Raw genomic sequence first — 18,596 nt, forward strand, 5'->3', positions numbered from 1 at the left:
GGCAGGCCAACATGTCAGAAGAAAACACCTATCAGCCACCGAAAGTGTGGGAATGGAAAAAGAACAACGGCGGCGCGTTCGCCAATATTAACCGCCCGATTTCCGGCGCGACGCACGAGAAAGATCTGCCCGTGGGTACCCACCCGCTACAGCTCTACTCCCTGGGAACGCCCAACGGCCAGAAGGTGACCATCATGCTCGAAGAGCTGCTGGCGCTGGGCGTGACGGGCGCGGAATACGACGCGTGGTTGATCCGCATCGGCGAGGGCGATCAGTTCTCCAGTGGGTTTGTTGACGTGAACCCGAACTCGAAAATACCGGCGCTTCGTGACCATTCCACGAACCCGCCAACGCGCGTATTTGAATCCGGCAGCATCCTGCTTTATCTGGCAGAAAAATTTGGTCACTTCCTGCCAAAAGATCCGGCTGGACGCACCGAAACCCTGAACTGGCTGTTCTGGCTGCAGGGCGCGGCACCCTTCCTCGGCGGCGGCTTTGGTCACTTCTACAACTATGCGCCGGTGAAGATTGAGTACGCGATTGACCGCTTCACCATGGAAGCCAAGCGCCTGTTCGACGTGCTGGATAAACAGCTGGCGCGCGGCCGCTACGTGGCGGGTGAGGAGTACACCATCGCGGATATGGCGATCTGGCCGTGGTTCGGCTGCGTGGCGCTGGGCAGCGTATACAACGCCGCCGAGTTCCTTGACGCTGAAAAGTACACCAACGTCCAGCGCTGGGCAAAAGACGTGGCGAACCGCCATGCCGTTAAGCGCGGTCGCATCGTTAACCGCACCAGCGGCGAGCTGAACGAGCAGCTCCACGAACGCCACGCGGCGAGCGACTTCGATACCAATACGGAAGACAAGCGTCAGGCGTAACATTCCGCCGGGCGGCTCCCCGCCCGGCAACTGAGATCCTTGCCCAGGGCATGATTAGCCTAAAGGTTGAGCCGGTATTGCTGGCACTATCTGGACGTTTTTCTCGCGTGAGAAAGTGAGAAACGACGTATCAACCGACAGCAGTCACAAAGGATCTGTTATGAAACTTATTAAAACAACGCTGGTTATCAGCGCCCTCATTTTTTCCACCTCGGGAATGGCCATCGACAAAACCGCTGCAGGTGCAGTCGCAGGTGCTGCTATTGGCGCCGCCACGGGCAAAGATCTGAAATCAACCGTGGGTGGCGCCGTCGTTGGCGCAGGCACGGGTGCAATGTTCAAAAACGGAGAAAAAGGCAAAGACGCACGTAAGGGCGGTGCCGTAGGTGCTGTTGTTGGCGCGGGCGCGGCTGCAGTGACGGGCAAGAGCGTGCTGAAAGGCGCAGCCGTGGGTGCCGGCACGGGCGCGCTGATTGGTGAAGCGACGCACTAACAGCATCGGGAAAAGAAAGACTAAGGCCGCACCAGGCGGCCTGTTGTGTTATGCCGTCAGGCGGAACTTCTGCACCGAACGCTGAAGCTCTTCGGTCTGACGCTCCAGCGCCGCCGCCGCCGCGGAAACCTCTTCTACCAGCGAGGCGTTCTGCTGAGTGACGCCGTCCATCTGCGTAATGGCAATTCCGACCTGCGAGATGCCCTTGCTTTGCTCTTCAGAGGCGGAAGCGATTTGCTTCATAATGGTCGTCACTTCCGTCACGTCACGCAAAATTGCATCCATGGTGGTGCCGGTGTCGCTCACCAGCTGCGCACCCTGCTCTACGCGGGTCACGGAATCAGTAATCAGCCCCTCAATTTCTTTTGCCGCATTGGCGCTTCGGCTTGCCAGGTTACGGACTTCACCCGCCACCACGGCGAATCCACGCCCCTGCTCGCCCGCGCGCGCCGCTTCTACGGCCGCATTGAGCGCCAGAATATTGGTCTGGAAGGCGATGCTGTTGATCACATTGGTAATTTCAGCAATTTTCTTCGAGCTTTCCGAAATACCGCTCATGGTGGTGACCACCTCTTCCACCAGCGAACCGCCGCGGCTGGCGGTGGTTGAGGCCACATCGGCAAGCTGGCTGGCCTGGCGCGCGCTTTCCGCGTTCAGCTTCACGGTGGCGGTCAGCTGTTCCATGCTGGCCGCCGTCTCTTCCAGCGCGGCAGCCTGCTCTTCGGTACGGGAAGAGAGATCGTTATTACCGCTGGAGATTTCCGTCGCGCCGCGCCAGATGTTCTCACTGCCGGAGCGAATGGTGCTGACCGCTTCACGCAGGCTGTCCTGCATGGCGCTCAGCAGCGGCACCAGCTGCCCCACACAGTTGCGACCGAACGGCTCAATGGGCTGGCTGAGATCGCCCTGGGCAATCTGGCGGAACTGCTGGCGAATGCGATCCAGCGGTTTAACCAGCATCGAAACCAGATAGCGGTCGGTGAAAAGCAGGATCAGCAGACCGACGATCGTCGCGGCGATAATCACCGTGCGGGTCATGCTGGTCAGGCCGTCCACCATCACGCGGGTGCTGTCGAGCGTCTTCGCGGCGGCATTGTTGAACTCTTCGGCGGCGGCCCCGAACGCACGGCTCAGCGGCGGCGTGACGTTATTGGCCTGCTGACGATAGCCCTCAAGCGAGGCCAGCTTCGCCTGCTCCATTTGCGGCGTGACGCCCTGTTCAAGCAGCGCCTGCCAGGAACCTATCACCTGCGCAGAGACCTGCTCATCCATTGGGCCAGGTGAGTTCGCCTTCATTTCGGCCAGTTTCTTACCCATATTGTCCAGCGCCTGTTGGGCAGAGGACAAATCCGGCGTGCCGCCAGCGGCCTTAACTTCCATTGCGCGGCTCAGGCGGGTGACAAAACGGAAATACTGATCGTTGCCCTGGCTGAGCACCGTCATCTGTTTCACCAGCTGGCGATCGACTTCATTGCCATCTGATACCCGTGACAGGGACCAGGTGCTGTACAACCCAACGCCTGCCCACATTAAACAAAAGATCCCGAGGATCGTCAGCATGACGAAACGGATCGTGAAATTACGTAGCATATTCATAAATCTTCCTTGCCGTGAGGGTGAATTCGCCCAGAGGCGAGTGCTACTCTCGTTATCGGCAGACAGCGCGGAAATTATAACCTTTTGTGATTATTTTTGATTAGCGTGGCTTCACAGGTCACACAGTCATGGTTAATCGTCACGTTTCAGCATGATGAGAACAGGCCGTGTCATCGCTTCTCCGTACAATTTATGATTTGATAAACGCAGAATAAAAACGTTGTTTCGAAAATTCATTAAATAAGAAAGGAGACATCATGTCCTGGTACCCTGACGCTACCCGCTACGAGAATATGCAGTACCGCTACTGTGGAAAGAGCGGCCTGCGCCTGCCCGCGCTGTCGCTGGGCCTGTGGCACAGCTTCGGCCACGTTCAGCCCCTTGATTCCCAGCGCGCGCTGCTGCGTAAAGCCTTCGACCTCGGCATTACCCATTTCGATCTTGCTAACAACTACGGCCCGCCAGCGGGTAGCGCGGAAGAGAATTTTGGCCGCCTGCTGCGTGAAGACTTCGCCGGGTATCGCGACGAGCTGATTATCTCCACCAAAGCCGGTTACGACATGTGGCCCGGACCTTATGGGTCCGGTGGTTCACGTAAATATCTGCTCGCCAGTCTCGATCAGAGCCTGAAGCGCATGGGTCTGGAATATGTTGATATCTTCTACTCCCACCGCGTGGACGAAAATACGCCAATGGAAGAGACGGCCTCCGCGCTGGCCCATGCGGTTCAGAGCGGGAAAGCGCTGTACGTGGGCATTTCCTCCTACTCTACCGAGCGCACACAAAAAATGGCCGCGCTGCTGCACGAGTGGAAGATCCCGCTGCTGATCCACCAGCCATCCTATAACCTGCTTAACCGCTGGGTCGATAAGACCGGCTTGCTGGATGCGCTGGAAGCTAACGGCACGGGCTGCATCGCCTTTACCCCGCTCGCGCAGGGTCTGCTGACCGGAAAATACCTGAACGGTATTCCGGAAGGTTCACGCATGGAGCGTGAAGGCAATAAAGTGCGCGGTCTGACGCAGAAAATGCTGACCGACGCCAACCTGAGCAGCCTTCGCCTGCTGAACGAGATGGCACAGGCGCGCGGGCAGACCATGGCGCAAATGGCGTTGAGCTGGTTGCTGAAAGATACGCGCGTGACGTCAGTGCTGATTGGCGCAAGCCGCCCTGAACAGCTTGCTGAGAACGTTCGGGCGCTGGATAACCTGCTCTTTACTGAGGAAGAGCTCACGCGGATTGACCAGCACGTGGCGGATGGTGAGCTGAATTTGTGGCAGGCCTCGTCGGATAAATAGCTTTTCCCCTCACCCTGCCCTCTCGCCAGAGGGGAGAGGGCAGGGTGAGGGAGAAATGTGTACCTTATTTCTTACTGATCTTATCCAGATACCCCATCACAAACGCCGACAGCACAAACGTCAGGTGGATGATCACGTACCACATCAGCTTGTTATCCGGGACGTTTTTCGCATCCATAAACACACGTAACAGGTGGATAGAGGAGATTGCCACAATCGAGGCGGCCACTTTATTCTTCAGCGAGGAGGCGTCCATTTTGCCCAGCCAGTTGAGCTTCTCCTTGCGCTCGTCGATATCAAGCTGGGAGACAAAATTCTCATAGCCGGAAAACATCACCATCACCAGCAAACCACCCACCAGCGTCATATCCACCAGCGACAGCAGAACCAGAATCAGGTCCGCTTCGGCGACGGAAAAAATGTTCGGCAGAACATGGAAGATTTCCTGGAAGAACTTAATCGTCAGCGCGATCAGCGCCAGCGAAAGGCCAAAATAGACGGGGGCCAGTATCCAGCGAGAGGCGTACATGGCGTTTTCGAAGAAGCGTTCCATAAAGTCCTGTTTGCAAAAGAAACCAGCGCCCAGTATATCTCAACGGCGCTGACTGTTTGCAAGAACTAACCAGTGTATTGCTCAGACGTTGTCCGGGTTAACCTCCGGACGCGCGTACTGCGGCCAGACCAGCGCCACCAGTTCCGGGTAGGCTTCCAGGCTGAACTCGCGAAAACATTGACGTAGATTTAATACGTCCAGGTCGGCACAGGAGACTTTCTCACCGTTAAGACAGCGCTTTTTGATATTGTCGTAATATTTATAAACCGCTGAATTCAGGTCGCTACACCGACGCTGCGCCTCAAACAGACCGGGCGTGTCGTTAATTTCCGACATATTCATGCGCTTAATTGTCGCATGTAAGAAGTCGATATATTCGTGATTCACCCGCCAGTACCAAACGGGTGTTACCGAGTTCATCAAAACGGAGAAATGGTCCTCTCCTTCCTCTTTTGTCATCAACTCAGGCTGCGGGGCTTCACCGGTGTCCTTCGAGGCTTTGGTTTTATTGAAATCCTGCATCAATAAAAGCACACCAGCGGTCAGTAATAGTAATACGATGACCGTAAAAAAGATGCTGTTCATGGGTTGGCTCCATTTTTTTTGATTTTAAAATTGCCTCATGATATTGTCAACGAATCTCACGCCTTTACCAACCCCACCCTGTTGAAATTAAAGGAAATTAAAAATGCTGCCCGACTATCTCGTCCCGGCCAAGTACCACATTGCGCCTGTGGAACAGCAACCGACGGAAGCAGAAAAAAAGGCGAGTTTCACTCAGGGGAAAAGAAAACTCTCTGATTTCGAACCTGATATATTAATTGGCGTCTCCAGCACCGGCAAATCCCGTAATATGCTGCTGGAAGAGCACGATCGCCATATAAAAGATCGCTTATTTCGCGCTATCAAAATTGAAGCGTTCGTCCATCTGCTGAATGACCTGCAGGCTGAAGGCGAAATAGATGCCCAGAAACTCAGTCAAATAATGGCCGAAAAAACGAAAGAAATAAATGAAGCGGGCAATGAAATTTGGCTTAATCTAATTACGCGCGAGAAAAACAACCCTATTTTTTATACCCTGGGGGAAGATTAACGTGAAAGAAGTTAAAGATAACGACGTTTATTTGACTTTAGATGATAAAAAAAGTGATGAATTTATCTTAAAGCAAAATCTCGAAGCCTTAAGAAACACTAAAAATGACGAGATGACGCGTATTACCCAGGATCTGGTATCGATCCCGGCCACGCTGGTGCGTCTGAAATGGCAGAATCGCCGCGAGATTTATCCCCTGCAGGTCAAAGAAGAGATTTACGGTGCCGTGATGAACACCATCATTGAGCAACGACCCGAGCTGAAAGAGAAGCTACTGGGACGCCTTGAGGCCAACTACCAATATCTGCTTGCCAGAGAAACCGCCACCCTGCGGCTGACGCGCAAACTGTCAGAGGGAAAGTACCGGACTTCAAACGTCACCTGCGTTGCGCTCGATGAAGATGCGCTGGCAGTTGACGCCAGCGCCTCCTCAACACCGCAAAGCTAATTAAATCTGAATACGGCAATCGCCTCTTTTAACTGACCCGTCTGCTGACGCTGCTGCTCCGCAACCTGCAACGTTTGCGCTACGTGACGCACGTTCTCCTGCACGCTGGCATCAATGCTGGCAATACTGTCGTTCATCTGCGCAATGCTCGCCCGCTGTTGTTCGCTCATCTGCGAAAGCTCTTCCAGCAGGGAGCGAAGCCCTTCGATGCTCTCAATGATCGACCTCATCGTTAACCCGGCGTGCTCCACCTGCTCGACGCCATGCTGCGTGGTCGCCTGCGATGCGGTCAGAAGCTGGCGGATATCTTTTGCCGCCCCCTCACTGCGCTGGGCCAGCATGCGCACTTCAGAGGCCACCACCGCAAACCCTTTGCCGTGCTCACCCGCTCTGGCAGCTTCGACCGAGGCGTTGAGCGACAGAATATTCGTCTGGAACGCGATGCCGTCAATCAACTCCAGAATGGCGTAGATGCGCTGCGACTCCTCGCGGATCTGCTCCATCGCCGCGATCGCCTGACGTACGTTGTTGCCGCCCTGCTCCGCCACGTGACTGGTGCTGAGGGCTACCTCTCTTACAAGGCTGGCCTTTTCGCTGGTCAGGGTGGCAACCGCTCTGAGCTGTTCCATAGCGCTGGCTGCCGTTGCCAGCGAACTTGCCTGATGTTCGGTGCGTTCCGACAGCGCGTTATTGCGCTGACCCAGCGCACGCGACGCCTCCAGCAATTGCCCAATGTTAGCGCTGACCTGTTCAAGCGTGGACCGCATGGTGCCAAGCGTCAGGCTAAACGTGCGCGCAAAAGGGGACTCGGCGGGCATCGCATCGACGGCGAGCGTCAGATATCCCGGTTCGCGGTTGATCACGCCCGCAAGGCTTGCCACCTCGCTCGCCGAGCGGGCATCCTGCTCCATTCTCACCGCCAGCAGAACCAGGATAGCGGTCTGAGCCACCACAAACAGCCCGTGGAACACCACCATATGAAAGCCCGTGTGGGTGAAAACCACGACACCATAGAGATCGTTTTCCTGCAGATAGTTAAATATCAAATGGTGTAATGCGATGACCGCAGCCCCCATCACCAGGGGCCGCCAGTCCCGCCAGGCCAGCAATGCGGAGAGCAGGACGAAAACAGAGAAATGGTATTCGGTCTCCCCCTCCCCCAGATGGATCAGCAGCGCGGAAAAGGCCATCAGCACAAACGCAGAACTCAGATGCAGCAGCAGAGCGCCCGGGAAGCATAGCGTCATCACCGTGGAAAAGAGCGCCAGCAGAGTCCCGGCCGTCGCCCCCTGAACCAGATTGTCATTCATATAGCCCACCCCGAGCGATACGGCCCATAGCGCCCAGACCAGAACCAGAATTAAACGGTCGGCACGCCGACGGATTGCCGTTAAGGAGATAAGATCGCGTGCTGGCGCGTGAGGACGCAGCCCTGTCGTGATAGCCATAGGGAGTCTCTTGCTGTGCAGGTGAATTAAACCCTTCAAAGAAGGTATGTTTTTATTATCTGTTATAAGCGTAGTGGGTATATTCCACGACGTCATTTCAGCAAAAGATATATTTTTATGGTGCAGGAGAATATTGATATTTACTTAACTATCAACAGATTATTAATCGTGGCTTTATTGATTAAGAAATATGAAGGGTGAGGATATACAGCAGAAAATAATAAAAATTTAGCGTAGCAACAAACAAAAAAGCCGGCTTTCGCCAGCTTCTTTTCTATTTTTTGGCCGCTTTCTCTTCGCCGACCAGACCAATCTTCAGATAACCCGCCTGATGCAGCGTGTCCATTACCTTCATCATGGTTTCATAGTCTACGGTTTTGTCCGCCCGGAAGAAGACGGTGGTGTCTTTCTTGCCGCCAGTAAGCTGGTCCAGCGCCGGAATAACGGAAGCATCCGTAACCGGGTCGTTGCCCAGGAACATCGATTTATCCGCTTTTACCGACAGATAGATAGGCTTTTCCGGGCGCGGCTGCGGCTGGCTGGAGGAGGCAGGCAGGTTTACCTTCACGTCCACCGTCGCCAGAGGTGCTGCCACCATAAAGATAATCAGCAGAACCAGCATGACGTCGATAAACGGCGTCACGTTGATTTCATGCATTTCGCCGTTATCGTCCAGATTTTCGTTTAGACGCATCGCCATAACTTTAACCTACGCGCAGTTTGGACGCCGCGTGCACCGGCTTAGCGCCGCTGGCGTTCAGGTCAAGATCGCGGCTTTGCAGCAGCAGAACCTGCGCGGCGACGTCGCCGAGGGTCGCTTTGTAGCTGCCAATCATACGCGCGAAGATGTTATAGATAACCACCGCCGGAATCGCCGCGACCAGGCCGATCGCCGTTGCCAGCAGCGCTTCTGCGATGCCCGGCGCAACCACCGCCAGGTTGGTGGTCTGCGTCTGTGCGATGCCGATGAAGCTGTTCATAATGCCCCAGACGGTACCGAAAAGACCGATAAACGGCGAGATCGCACCGATCGTCGCCAGATAACCATTACCGCGCCCCATATGTCGGCCAACGGCAGCGACGCGACGCTCCAGGCGGAAGCCGGTACGCTCTTTAATGCCTTCGTTATCTTCACTGCCTGCGGAGAGTTCCAGCTCGTTCTGCGCTTCGTTCACTAACAGGGTGGTCAGGCTTTTTGCGTGGAAGGATGAGGTCATATCAGAAGCCTGATCCAGAGTGCGGGCTTCAGCCAGCTGCTGCTGTTCCCGCTTAAGGCGACGCTTCTGCGAAAGCAGCTCGGCGCTTTTGCTGAAGAAAATAGCCCAGGTGACAACGGACGCCAGAATCAGGCCGATCATCACAATCTTAACCACGATGTCAGCATGATGGTACATGCCCCAAACGGAAAGATCCGTCTGCATCAAATTATTACCCACTCTGTATCTCCAGGACGCAAATCACAAATTCTGAGCGTAATAATATCAAAACGTCGTCGAATTGATAGTAGTTCTCATTAGTATTTACATAGTGCCGCAATTTTCGCTCACTTTCCTTGCGCTTACGCAGTAAAAATTTCTTATGCTCATTTTTGCTAATATTTTCTGCTTATTCGATAAGCCTGCGGGTGCAGATTTTTACAATCGTGGTAGTCTGGACGTCCAGACGTATAAAAACAGGGTTAGCGAACATGACAAAAAAGCATCTTGATACCACGCTGGTGCAGGCGGGACGCAGCAAGAAATACACGCAGGGATCGGTCAACAGCGTGATTCAACGCGCCTCCTCGCTGGTGTTTGACACCGTTGAGGATAAAAAAATCGCCACGCGTAACCGCGCAAAAGGCGGGCTGTTTTATGGCCGTCGCGGCACGCTAACCCATTTTTCACTCCAGGAAGCGATGTGCGAGCTGGAGGGCGGTGCGGGCTGCGCGCTGTTCCCGTGCGGTGCGGCGGCGGTGGCTAACACTATTCTGGCGTTTGTGGAACAGGGTGACCATATCCTGATGACCAACACCGCCTACGAGCCAAGCCAGGATTTCTGCACCAAAATCCTCAGCAAGCTCGGCGTGACCACCGGCTGGTTCGACCCGCTGATTGGGGCAGGCATTGCCGAACTTATTCAGCCAAACACGCGCATTGTGTTCCTGGAATCTCCCGGCTCCATCACCATGGAAGTGCACGACGTGCCCGCTATCGTGAAGGCCGTGCGCAGCAAAGCGCCAGAAGCCATCATCATGATCGATAACACCTGGGCGGCAGGCGTGCTGTTTAAGGCGCTGGAATTCGACATTGATATCTCGATTCAGGCGGCAACCAAATACCTGATCGGCCATTCGGACGGCATGATTGGCACCGCGGTTTCCAACGCGCGCTGCTGGGACCAGCTGCGTGAAAACGCCTATCTGATGGGGCAGATGGTCGACGCAGACACGGCCTACATGACCAGCCGCGGTCTCCGCACGCTGGGAGTTCGCCTGCGTCAGCATCATGAAAGTAGCCTGAAAATCGCTGAGTGGCTGGCGCAGCATCCGCAGGTTGAACGCGTGAATCACCCCGCGTTACCGGGCAGCAAAGGCCACGAATTCTGGCAACGTGACTTTACGGGCAGCAGCGGGCTGTTCTCGTTCGTGCTGAATAAACGGCTGAGTAATGACGAGCTGGCAAGCTATCTGGATAACTTTACCCTCTTCAGCATGGCCTACTCCTGGGGCGGCTTTGAATCCCTGATCCTGCCTAACCAGCCGGAGCAGATTGCGGCCCTGCGCCCCGGCGGTGAGGTCGATTTCAGCGGCACGCTGATTAGATTGCATATCGGTTTAGAAAGTGTGGACGATTTAATTGCGGATTTGTCAGCAGGGTTTGAACGTATCGTGTAGAGTGCAGGCTGAAAATGTACTCCTGGACGTTTTTGTGAACACTGCAAGCAGAAAAGTCTGCATGAGTTGCGTCCGCGATCAACCCCAGCGGGCCAATTCAGGAGTACAATAGCGTTATATCTGCTGTTCCACAGGAAAGTCCATGGCTGTTATTCAAGATATTATTGCGGCGCTCTGGCAACACGATTTTGCCGCGCTGGCGGATCCGCACGTCGTGGGGATTGTTTACTTCGTGATGTTCGCGACGCTGTTTCTGGAAAATGGATTACTGCCAGCCTCGTTCCTCCCCGGTGATAGCCTGCTTCTGCTCGCAGGCGCGTTAATCGGCAAGGGGGTGATGGACTTCACGCCGACGATGGTGATCCTCACGTCAGCCGCCAGCCTGGGCTGCTGGCTGAGCTATTTACAGGGCCGCTGGCTGGGCAACACGCGCGTCGTGAAAGGCTGGCTGGCGCAGCTGCCGCATAAGTATCATCAACGCGCGACCTGCATGTTCGACAGGCATGGCCTGCTGGCGCTGCTGGCCGGGCGTTTCCTGGCGTTCGTTCGCACCCTTCTGCCTACCATGGCAGGCATTTCCGGCCTCTCCAACCGCCGCTTCCAGTTCTTCAACTGGCTAAGCGCCCTGCTGTGGGTTGGCGTGGTAACCACCCTCGGTTACGCGCTGAACATGATCCCCTTTGTGAAGCACCATGAAGATCAGGTGATGACCTTCCTGATGGTGCTGCCGATATTCCTGCTGGTCGCAGGGCTGGTGGGGACGATTGCGGTGATGATTAAGAAAAAATACTGCAGCGCCTGACCCCCTCCCCCTGACCCTCTCCCCACATGGGAGAGGGGAAAAAGCCTAAGCTCCCTGCATCGTTCGGATGCGCGACGCATCTTCTCCCGGCGTAACGCCGAAATAGCGCTTAAACTCCCGACTGAACTGCGAGGCACTTTCGTACCCCACCCGCATTGCCGCCGCGCTGGCCTTCATGCCGTCGTGGATCATCAGCATCCGCGCCTTATGCAGCCGGTAGGTTTTGAGGTACTGCAACGGCGAGGTGCTGGTCACCGATTTAAAGTTATGGTGAAACGCCGAGACGCTCATGTTCGCTTCCGCCGCCAGCTGGTCGACGCTGAGGTTTTCCGTGTACTGACTTTCGATACGCTTAAGCACGCGGCTTATCAGGCTGAAGTGGGTCTGTCGGCTCACCAGCGCGAGTAACGCCCCGCCTCCCGGCCCCAGCAGCACGTGGTAAAGAATTTCGCGGATAATCTGCTTGCCGAGAATACGCGCGTCCAGCGGCCTCTCCATCACATCCAGCAGGCGCTCTATCGCGCAGAGGATCTCTTCCGACAGCGTTGCCGAGTTAATCCCGCTTGAGGCCATCGACGGCTGGAAAAGCTCGTCTTCGCCAATCTCCATTAGCAGCTCCTGCAACTGAAGAATATCGACGTTGACGCGAATACCGGCCAGCGGAACCGTCTCTGTCGCGAAGGTTTCACATTCGAAGGGTAAAGGTACTGTCAGGAGCAGGTATTCATTGGTGTCGTAGCGAAACACGCGCTCGTTGATATAGCCAATTTTATGGCCCGAAAAGAGAAAAACGATGCCCGGCTGGTACATAACCGGCGTACGCGTCCCGGGCTGCGTGCCGTAGAGCAGGCGAATGTCTGGCAGCAGATTGCTGACGCCATTTTCTTTATCTATCAGTCTCTTAATCTGCGTCGTGAGCTGAAGGCATATTGCTTCGCGGTTCATTTAGCGTTACTCCGGGTACGGTTTCCGACCCTCACAGTCTGCGCATTTTTTCGAAGTTTCTCCAGCGCTCTGTAGAAATGGGCAAGACATCGGCAGGAATGTGCATTGAGAGGATAGCGCCGGGCGGCCACAATGAGCAGCATCAGGTAGCCACCCGCGCCACCACGGTTTTTCACCCACTAAAGGGAACGAGCAATGAACAACTTTAATCTTCACACCCCAACCCGCATTCTGTTTGGTAAAGACGCCATCGCCGACCTGCGCGCGCAGATCCCTGCGGACGCCCGCGTGCTGATCACCTACGGCGGCGGCAGCGTGAAAAAAACCGGCGTGCTGGATCAGGTTTACAGCGCCCTGGACGGTCTGGACGTGCGTGAGTTCGGCGGCATCGAGCCAAACCCCTCTTATGAAACGCTGATGAACGCGGTGAAAATCGCCCGAGAAGAGAACATTACCTTCCTGCTGGCCGTCGGCGGCGGCTCCGTACTGGACGGCACCAAGTTCATCGCGGCGGCAGCGCACTACGCTGACGGCGTTGACCCGTGGCACATTCTGGAAACCCGCGGCAGCGACATTAAAAGCGCAATCCCGATGGGCTCCGTGCTGACCCTGCCGGCCACCGGCTCTGAATCCAACAAGGGCGCGGTGATCTCCCGTAAAACCACCGGCGATAAGCAGGCCTTCATGAACGAACACGTTCAGCCTGTGTTCGCGATCCTGGACCCGGTTTACACCTACACCCTGCCCGCACGTCAGGTGGCGAACGGCGTGGTCGATGCCTTTGTTCATACCGTTGAGCAGTACGTAACGTATCCGGTCGATGCCAAAATTCAGGATCGCTTCGCGGAAGGCATTCTGCTGACGCTGATTGAGGAAGGTCCGAAAGCGCTGAAAGAGCCGGAAAACTACGACGTTCGCGCGAACGTCATGTGGGCCGCGACGCAGGCGCTGAACGGTCTGATCGGCGCTGGCGTGCCGCAGGACTGGGCGACCCATATGCTCGGCCACGAGCTGACGGCGATGCACGGCCTCGATCACGCTCAGACGCTGGCCGTTGTTCTGCCTGCGCTGTGGAACGAAAAACGTGATGCAAAGCGCGCCAAATTGCTGCAGTACGCCGAGCGCGTGTGGAACATCACCGAGGGTTCTGACGACGCGCGTATTGATGCCGCCATCGAAGCGACCCGTAACTTCTTTGAGAGCCTGGGCGTACCAACGCGTCTGTCCGGCTACGGCCTGGACGGCAGTTCCATCCCTGCCCTGCTGGCGAAACTCGAAGCGCACGGCATGACCCAGCTGGGCGAGCACGGGGACATTACGCTGGACGTGAGCCGTCGTATCTACGAAGCGGCACGCTAAGCGTTTTTGCCCTCCCGACTTTCGTTTTTTGACATTTCGTCCAGACTTAATGCACACCCCATCGCCGGAGTCCCCCTCCGGCGATGCGCACCTGAAGGAGGAAAAATGGCAAACCAAACCGTAATCAAGCTGCAGGACGGCAACGTGATGCCCCAACTGGGGCTAGGTGTATGGAAAGCCGGTAACGACGAGGTCGTCTCCGCCATTCATAAAGCCCTGGAAGTCGGCTATCGGTCGATTGATACCGCCGCCGCGTACAAAAACGAGGACGGCGTGGGGACCGCACTGGCCAGCGCCGGCGTCCCCCGCGATGAACTGTTCATCACCACTAAACTGTGGAACGACGATCAAAAGCGCCCCCGCGAAGCGTTGCAGGAGAGCCTGGAGAAACTCCAGCTCGATTTCGTCGATCTGTACCTGATGCACTGGCCGGTTCCGGCTGTCGATCACTATGTTGACGCCTGGAAAGGGATGATTGACCTGCAGAAAGAGGGGCTGGTGAAAAGCATCGGCGTCTGTAACTTCCAGGTGCATCACCTGCAGCGTCTGATTGACGAAACGGGCGTCGCACCGGTGATTAACCAGATCGAGCTGCACCCGCTGATGCAGCAGCGCCAGCTTCACGCCTGGAACGCCACCCACAAGATCCAGACCGAGTCCTGGAGCCCGCTGGCGCAGGGCGGTGAAGGCGTGTTCGATCAGAAAATCATCCGCGACCTGGCGGATAAATACGGCAAAACCCCGGCGCAGATCGTCATTCGCTGGCATCTGGACAATGGCCTGGTGGTGATCCCGAAATCGGTCACGCCGTCGCGCATCGCCGAGAACTTCGACGTCTGGGATTTCCGTCTGGACAAAGACGAGCTGGGTGAAATTGCGAAGCTGGATAAGGGCAAGCGTTTAGGGCCGGATCCGGACCAGTTTGGCGGTTAGTAAAAAGCCGGGTGGCGGCTTCGCCTTACCCGGCCTACCAGTCAGAGCGTAGGCCCGGTAAGCGACGCGCCACCGGGCAATCGGTTTAACCGATCTTACGTTTTACACTCTTCTTCGGCGCTGTCCCACCATTCGAACGCTGATGCACAATCGGCGTGTGCTTGGTCAGCGCCGGGCGCGTATTGCGGTTCTGGCGACGCGCTTCGCGCATCTCATCCAGCGTCGGGGCCGGAACCAGGCAGTCGCGGCGCGAGCCGATCAGGTGTTTTTTACCCATCTCTTCCAGCGCCTGGCGGATCAGCGGCCAGTTTTTCGGATCATGATAACGCAGCAGCGCCTTATGCAGACGACGCTGTTTATCCCCTTTCGGCACCACCACCTCTTCACTCTTATAGCCAATCTTACTCAGCGGGTTCTTGCCGGTGTAATACATGGTCGTCGAGTTGGCGAGCGGTGACGGATAGAAGTTCTGCACCTGATCCAGACGGAAGCGACGCTGCTTCAGCCACAGCGCCAGGTTCACCATGTCCTCGTCACGCGTGCCCGGGTGCGCAGAGATAAAGTACGGGATCAGATACTGCTCTTTACCCGCCTGCTTCGAATAGGTGTCGAACAGCTCTTTAAAGCGGTCATAGCTGCCCATGCCCGGCTTCATCATCTTCGACAGCGGGCCTTCTTCGGTGTGCTCCGGCGCAATCTTCAGGTAGCCGCCGACGTGGTGCGTCGCCAGCTCTTTGATGTAGCGCGGATCTTCCACGGCGATGTCGTAACGCACCCCGGAGGCAATCAGGATCTTCTTGATCCCCTTCAGGTCGCGCGCGCGGCGGTAGAGGTTGATCGTCGGCTCGTGGTTAGTGTCCATGTGCTCGCAAATGCTCGGGTAGACGCAGGAGAGACGGCGGCAGGTCTGCTCCGCGCGCGGCGACTTGCAGCGCAGCATATACATGTTCGCGGTTGGGCCACCAAGATCGGAGATCACGCCGGTAAAGCCCGGCACCGAGTCGCGAATGGCTTCGATCTCGTTGATGATCGAATCTTCAGAGCGGCTCTGGATAATACGCCCTTCATGCTCGGTAATAGAGCAGAACGAACACCCGCCGAAGCAGCCGCGCATAATGTTGATCGAGAAGCGGATCATCTCATACGCCGGGATACGGGCGTTGCCGTATGCCGGGTGCGGCACACGCTTGTACGGCAGCGCAAAGACGCTGTCCATCTCTTCGGTGGAAAGCGGAATGGCTGGCGGGTTGATCCAGATGAAGCGCTCGCCGTGCTTCTGCATCAACGCGCGGGCGCAGCCCGGGTTGGTTTCATGGTGCAGAATACGGGACGCATGCGCGTAGAGCACTTTATCGGCTTTCACCTTCTCGTAGGACGGGAGCAGCACATAGGTCTTTTCCCACGGCTTCGGGCGCGGCGGCTGCACAACGATAGCCTTCGCTTCCGCTTTCTTTGGCTCTACCGGTTTGTTATCGGCACACGGCAGATCTTCACCGTACGGGTGCGGGATCGGGTCGATTTTGCCCGGCATATCGATGATGCGGGAATCCACCCCGCGCCAGCCCGGCAGCGCCTCTTTCACCATGATCGCGGTGTTGCGCACGTCGCGGATGCTGCTCACCGGCTCGCCCTGCGACAGACGGTGCGCCACTTCCACCAGCGGACGCTCGCCGTTACCGTAAATAAGCATGTCAGCCTTGGAGTCCACCAGCACCGAGCGGCGCACGGTATCTGACCAGTAGTCGTAGTGCGCGGTGCGGCGCAGGCTTGCCTCGATTCCGCCCAGGATCACCGGCACGTCTTTCCAGGCTTCTTTACAGCGCTGGGTATAGACCAGCGTTGCGCGGTCAGGGCGTTTGCCCGCCACGTTATCCGGGGTATAGGCGTCGTCATGGCGCAGCTTACGGTCGGCGGTATAGCGGTTGATCATCGAGTCCATGTTACCGGCGGTCACGCCAAAGAACAGGTTGGGTTTCCCCAGACGCATAAAATCGTCTTTGCTGTTCCAGTCGGGCTGGGAGATGATCCCCACGCGGAAGCCCTGCGCTTCGAGCATGCGGCCACAGATGGCCATGCCGAAGCTCGGGTGGTCAACGTAGGCATCGCCCGTGACCAGAATGATATCGCAGCTGTCCCAGCCCAGTTGGTCCATCTCTTCCCGGGACATCGGCAGGAACGGCGCCGGTCCAAAGCAGGCCGCCCAGTACTGGGGCCAGGAGAAGAGGTCACGATCCGGCTGGATCAGGGAAATTGCGCTCATAGTGCTTCCGAAGAAAAAATAGACAAAAGGAGCGGGATTATACGCTGGATCAATGTGGGAAATGAAGGGGTATTTATTGCCCGGTGGCGCTACGCTAACCGGGCCTACGGCCTGTAGGTCGGGTAAGGCGAAGCCGCCACCCGACTCGTTTTACGGTGCCGGATTCACCAGCATCTGCCCCACAGAGCCCCTGTCCATCATCTCCAGCGTCTGGCTGTGGAACAGGAACGGGAAGTGCGGCCACGAAGGCTGACCGTAGTAGACGAGCAGTTCAACCTGGCCGTCCACCCAGACGGTATCTTTCCAGCCGCGGTCTTCCGGGAACGGCATCGCGCCGTTAACGTTGCGGATTAGGAATGACACCCCTTCAATATGGAACGACTGCGGCATATCTGAACGCACCGTCCAGCGCTCCCAGGTTCCTTGCTGAGCGGTAATATCAATGCGGTTCACATCCCACAGGGCGCCGTTGATGCCCGGATCGTCGCCCAGGCTGATATCACGGCTGCGCACCGGCGAACCGCTCATGATCTCCTGCGGCAGCAGGCGCATCGGCAGGCTGTCGGTGACCAGCGGCAGCAGGCCGGTTGGACGCAGGGTTAACACCAGCGTGGAGACCAGAATGCTCGACGGCTCAAAGAACCCGCGAATACGGTCAACGATGCTCGCGGCTTCACCACAGGTGACGGAGACTTCATCCCCGTTGGTCATATCCACCAGAATTTCACGGCGCTCTCCCGGTGCCAGCGCCAGCTGTTTCACGGAGACCGGCGCGGGTAAAAAGCCCTGGTCGCCGGAGATCACGTGCAGCGGACGGCCATCGCTCATCTGCAGCTGATAGCGACGCGAGTTAGAGGCGTTGAGCAGGCGCAGGCGCACCCAGCCACGGGACACTTCCACGTACGGACTTTGCGCGCCGTTAACCAGCAGGGTATCGCCGACGAAGCCACCGCTGCCCGGCTCGCTGTACTCCGGCGTGCCGAAGTTATCCAGACGTTTGTCCTGAATAATGACCGGGAAATCATCCACACCGTAGTGGTTCGGGATCGGCAGCGATTTACTGATCTCATCTTCCACCAGCCACATGCCGGCCAGACCGTTATAGACCTGCTGCGCCGTACGGTTAGGGGTGTTGGCGTGATACCACAGGGTTGCCGCGCTCTGGCGGATCGGCAGGACGGGCGCCCAGTCAGCATTGGGGGACATCATTCGCGCCGCGCCGCCAATCAGCGGGCCAGGAACCTGTAAGCCGCTGATGGTCATGGCGACATTTTCAGCCGTACGGTTGCTGTAAATGAGCTTAACGTCATCGCCGTTCCACACGCGGATGGTCGGCCCGAGGTAGCGCCCGTTGATGCCCCACACCGGCGCGCGCGTGCCCTGGGTAAATGACCAGTGGCTGCGCTGAAGCGTGAGGAAAAGCGGCTGCCCGCGACGGGATTCGATCAACGGCGGAATGGGCAGCGGCTGTTGCTGCCCGGCGGCGCTGGCTGTCAGCGGCATCGCACCCGCACAAAGGGCAATCCCCGAAGCCTGAATAAACTGACGCCGACTGAGTGACATATAAGCTCCATCTGAAACGACTAACAACGCGGGAATTCGTTTTCCCTTT

The 18,596-nt window shown here is 56.8% G+C and carries 18 protein-coding genes; 9 read left to right on the top strand and 9 right to left on the bottom strand.

The window, feature by feature from the left end; all coding sequences use genetic code 11:
- Window positions 1–11 precede the first annotated feature (11 nt).
- Entirely contained in the window at window positions 12–881 is an 870-nt protein-coding gene (gene yghU, locus MX657_RS18810) for a glutathione-dependent disulfide-bond oxidoreductase (RefSeq protein ID WP_080328190.1), read from the top strand.
- Window positions 882–1,041: 160 nt separating this feature from the next.
- Entirely contained in the window at window positions 1,042–1,374 is a 333-nt protein-coding gene (locus tag MX657_RS18815) for a YMGG-like glycine zipper-containing protein (RefSeq protein ID WP_119916378.1), read from the top strand.
- Window positions 1,375–1,422: 48 nt separating this feature from the next.
- Here MX657_RS18815 and MX657_RS18820 read toward each other — a convergent pair whose 3' ends face one another.
- The gene (locus MX657_RS18820) at window positions 1,423–2,970 is read right to left on the bottom strand and encodes a methyl-accepting chemotaxis protein (protein ID WP_346806406.1); all 1,548 of its coding nucleotides are present in this window, start codon (window positions 2,968–2,970) and stop codon (window positions 1,423–1,425) included.
- A gap of 257 nt (window positions 2,971–3,227) precedes the next feature.
- On the opposite strand from MX657_RS18820, the gene MX657_RS18825 reads away from it, so the two are divergent.
- Window positions 3,228–4,268, top strand: coding sequence for an aldo/keto reductase (locus MX657_RS18825; protein WP_265194879.1), 1,041 nt, complete (start codon window positions 3,228–3,230; stop codon window positions 4,266–4,268).
- Between the two features lie 64 nt (window positions 4,269–4,332).
- On the opposite strand, the gene MX657_RS18830 is transcribed toward MX657_RS18825, so the two are convergent.
- Both MX657_RS18830 and MX657_RS18835 read right to left on the bottom strand, forming a co-directional pair.
- Window positions 4,333–4,821, bottom strand: a complete 489-nt coding sequence (locus MX657_RS18830) for a TIGR00645 family protein (protein ID WP_080328194.1) — start codon at window positions 4,819–4,821, stop codon at window positions 4,333–4,335.
- Window positions 4,822–4,902: 81 nt separating this feature from the next.
- Entirely contained in the window at window positions 4,903–5,406 is a 504-nt protein-coding gene (locus MX657_RS18835) for an ESA_00282 family adhesion-associated protein (protein ID WP_119916381.1), read from the bottom strand.
- Window positions 5,407–5,509: 103 nt separating this feature from the next.
- On the opposite strand from MX657_RS18835, the gene MX657_RS18840 reads away from it, so the two are divergent.
- Window positions 5,510–5,914: a hypothetical protein gene (locus tag MX657_RS18840; protein WP_080328196.1), complete on the top strand. Its 405-nt coding sequence runs from the start codon at window positions 5,510–5,512 to the stop codon at window positions 5,912–5,914.
- A gap of 1 nt (window position 5,915) precedes the next feature.
- On the top strand, window positions 5,916–6,362 hold the full coding sequence (locus MX657_RS18845) for a cytoplasmic protein (protein WP_080328197.1): 447 nt from the start codon (window positions 5,916–5,918) through the stop codon (window positions 6,360–6,362).
- On the opposite strand, the gene MX657_RS18850 is transcribed toward MX657_RS18845, so the two are convergent.
- The 3 genes from MX657_RS18850 to exbB form a co-directional block, all read right to left on the bottom strand.
- On the bottom strand, window positions 6,359–7,810 hold the full coding sequence (locus tag MX657_RS18850; protein WP_119916382.1) for a methyl-accepting chemotaxis protein: 1,452 nt from the start codon (window positions 7,808–7,810) through the stop codon (window positions 6,359–6,361). The genes MX657_RS18845 and MX657_RS18850 overlap by 4 nt on opposite strands.
- Before the next feature lie 274 nt (window positions 7,811–8,084).
- The gene (gene exbD / locus MX657_RS18855) at window positions 8,085–8,510 is read right to left on the bottom strand and encodes a TonB system transport protein ExbD (protein ID WP_014885232.1); all 426 of its coding nucleotides are present in this window, start codon (window positions 8,508–8,510) and stop codon (window positions 8,085–8,087) included.
- 4 nt (window positions 8,511–8,514) lie between these two features.
- Window positions 8,515–9,246, bottom strand: coding sequence for a tol-pal system-associated acyl-CoA thioesterase (exbB, locus tag MX657_RS18860; RefSeq protein ID WP_119916383.1), 732 nt, complete (start codon window positions 9,244–9,246; stop codon window positions 8,515–8,517).
- A gap of 251 nt (window positions 9,247–9,497) precedes the next feature.
- Between exbB and metC the strand changes: the two genes are divergently transcribed.
- Both metC and yghB read left to right on the top strand, forming a co-directional pair.
- Entirely contained in the window at window positions 9,498–10,685 is a 1,188-nt protein-coding gene (gene metC, locus MX657_RS18865) for a cystathionine beta-lyase (RefSeq protein ID WP_080328200.1), read from the top strand.
- A 142-nt stretch (window positions 10,686–10,827) separates the two neighbouring features.
- Window positions 10,828–11,487, top strand: coding sequence for a DedA family general envelope maintenance protein YghB (gene yghB / locus MX657_RS18870; protein ID WP_346806411.1), 660 nt, complete (start codon window positions 10,828–10,830; stop codon window positions 11,485–11,487).
- Between the two features lie 45 nt (window positions 11,488–11,532).
- On the opposite strand, the gene MX657_RS18875 is transcribed toward yghB, so the two are convergent.
- Window positions 11,533–12,432: an AraC family transcriptional regulator gene (locus MX657_RS18875; protein ID WP_080328202.1), complete on the bottom strand. Its 900-nt coding sequence runs from the start codon at window positions 12,430–12,432 to the stop codon at window positions 11,533–11,535.
- A 195-nt stretch (window positions 12,433–12,627) separates the two neighbouring features.
- Here MX657_RS18875 and yqhD point away from each other — a divergent pair, with 195 nt between their 5' ends.
- Both yqhD and dkgA read left to right on the top strand, forming a co-directional pair.
- Window positions 12,628–13,791, top strand: a complete 1,164-nt coding sequence (gene yqhD / locus MX657_RS18880; protein ID WP_346806413.1) for an alcohol dehydrogenase — start codon at window positions 12,628–12,630, stop codon at window positions 13,789–13,791.
- Between the two features lie 105 nt (window positions 13,792–13,896).
- Complete coding sequence (gene dkgA, locus MX657_RS18885) at window positions 13,897–14,724, top strand: 2,5-didehydrogluconate reductase DkgA (RefSeq protein ID WP_346806415.1); 828 nt, start codon at window positions 13,897–13,899, stop codon at window positions 14,722–14,724.
- Between the two features lie 85 nt (window positions 14,725–14,809).
- Here the strand turns inward: dkgA and MX657_RS18890 are convergent, their stop codons facing one another.
- Both MX657_RS18890 and ftsP read right to left on the bottom strand, forming a co-directional pair.
- On the bottom strand, window positions 14,810–16,984 hold the full coding sequence (locus tag MX657_RS18890; RefSeq protein ID WP_119916387.1) for a YgiQ family radical SAM protein: 2,175 nt from the start codon (window positions 16,982–16,984) through the stop codon (window positions 14,810–14,812).
- A gap of 150 nt (window positions 16,985–17,134) precedes the next feature.
- The gene (gene ftsP, locus MX657_RS18895; protein ID WP_080328206.1) at window positions 17,135–18,547 is read right to left on the bottom strand and encodes a cell division protein FtsP; all 1,413 of its coding nucleotides are present in this window, start codon (window positions 18,545–18,547) and stop codon (window positions 17,135–17,137) included.
- Window positions 18,548–18,596 lie beyond the last annotated feature (49 nt).

Source organism: Enterobacter chuandaensis (assembly GCF_039718975.1).
Lineage (GTDB): Bacteria > Pseudomonadota > Gammaproteobacteria > Enterobacterales > Enterobacteriaceae > Enterobacter > Enterobacter chuandaensis.

Excerpts from the sequence above, each read along its gene's own strand:
- yghU (WP_080328190.1), top strand. The coding sequence starts at position 12 with ATGTCAGAAGAAAACACCTATCAGCCACCGAAAGTGTGGGAATGGAAA.
- yghB (WP_346806411.1), top strand. The coding sequence starts at position 10,828 with ATGGCTGTTATTCAAGATATTATTGCGGCGCTCTGGCAACACGATTTT.
- exbD (WP_014885232.1), bottom strand. The coding sequence starts at position 8,510 with ATGGCGATGCGTCTAAACGAAAATCTGGACGATAACGGCGAAATGCAT.
- metC (WP_080328200.1), top strand. The coding sequence starts at position 9,498 with ATGACAAAAAAGCATCTTGATACCACGCTGGTGCAGGCGGGACGCAGC.
- ftsP (WP_080328206.1), bottom strand. The coding sequence starts at position 18,547 with ATGTCACTCAGTCGGCGTCAGTTTATTCAGGCTTCGGGGATTGCCCTT.
- MX657_RS18825 (WP_265194879.1), top strand. The coding sequence starts at position 3,228 with ATGTCCTGGTACCCTGACGCTACCCGCTACGAGAATATGCAGTACCGC.
- dkgA (WP_346806415.1), top strand. The coding sequence starts at position 13,897 with ATGGCAAACCAAACCGTAATCAAGCTGCAGGACGGCAACGTGATGCCC.
- yqhD (WP_346806413.1), top strand. The coding sequence starts at position 12,628 with ATGAACAACTTTAATCTTCACACCCCAACCCGCATTCTGTTTGGTAAA.
- MX657_RS18815 (WP_119916378.1), top strand. The coding sequence starts at position 1,042 with ATGAAACTTATTAAAACAACGCTGGTTATCAGCGCCCTCATTTTTTCC.
- MX657_RS18830 (WP_080328194.1), bottom strand. The coding sequence starts at position 4,821 with ATGGAACGCTTCTTCGAAAACGCCATGTACGCCTCTCGCTGGATACTG.
- MX657_RS18835 (WP_119916381.1), bottom strand. The coding sequence starts at position 5,406 with ATGAACAGCATCTTTTTTACGGTCATCGTATTACTATTACTGACCGCT.
- MX657_RS18875 (WP_080328202.1), bottom strand. The coding sequence starts at position 12,432 with ATGAACCGCGAAGCAATATGCCTTCAGCTCACGACGCAGATTAAGAGA.
- MX657_RS18890 (WP_119916387.1), bottom strand. The coding sequence starts at position 16,984 with ATGAGCGCAATTTCCCTGATCCAGCCGGATCGTGACCTCTTCTCCTGG.
- MX657_RS18820 (WP_346806406.1), bottom strand. The coding sequence starts at position 2,970 with ATGAATATGCTACGTAATTTCACGATCCGTTTCGTCATGCTGACGATC.
- MX657_RS18850 (WP_119916382.1), bottom strand. The coding sequence starts at position 7,810 with ATGGCTATCACGACAGGGCTGCGTCCTCACGCGCCAGCACGCGATCTT.
- MX657_RS18840 (WP_080328196.1), top strand. The coding sequence starts at position 5,510 with ATGCTGCCCGACTATCTCGTCCCGGCCAAGTACCACATTGCGCCTGTG.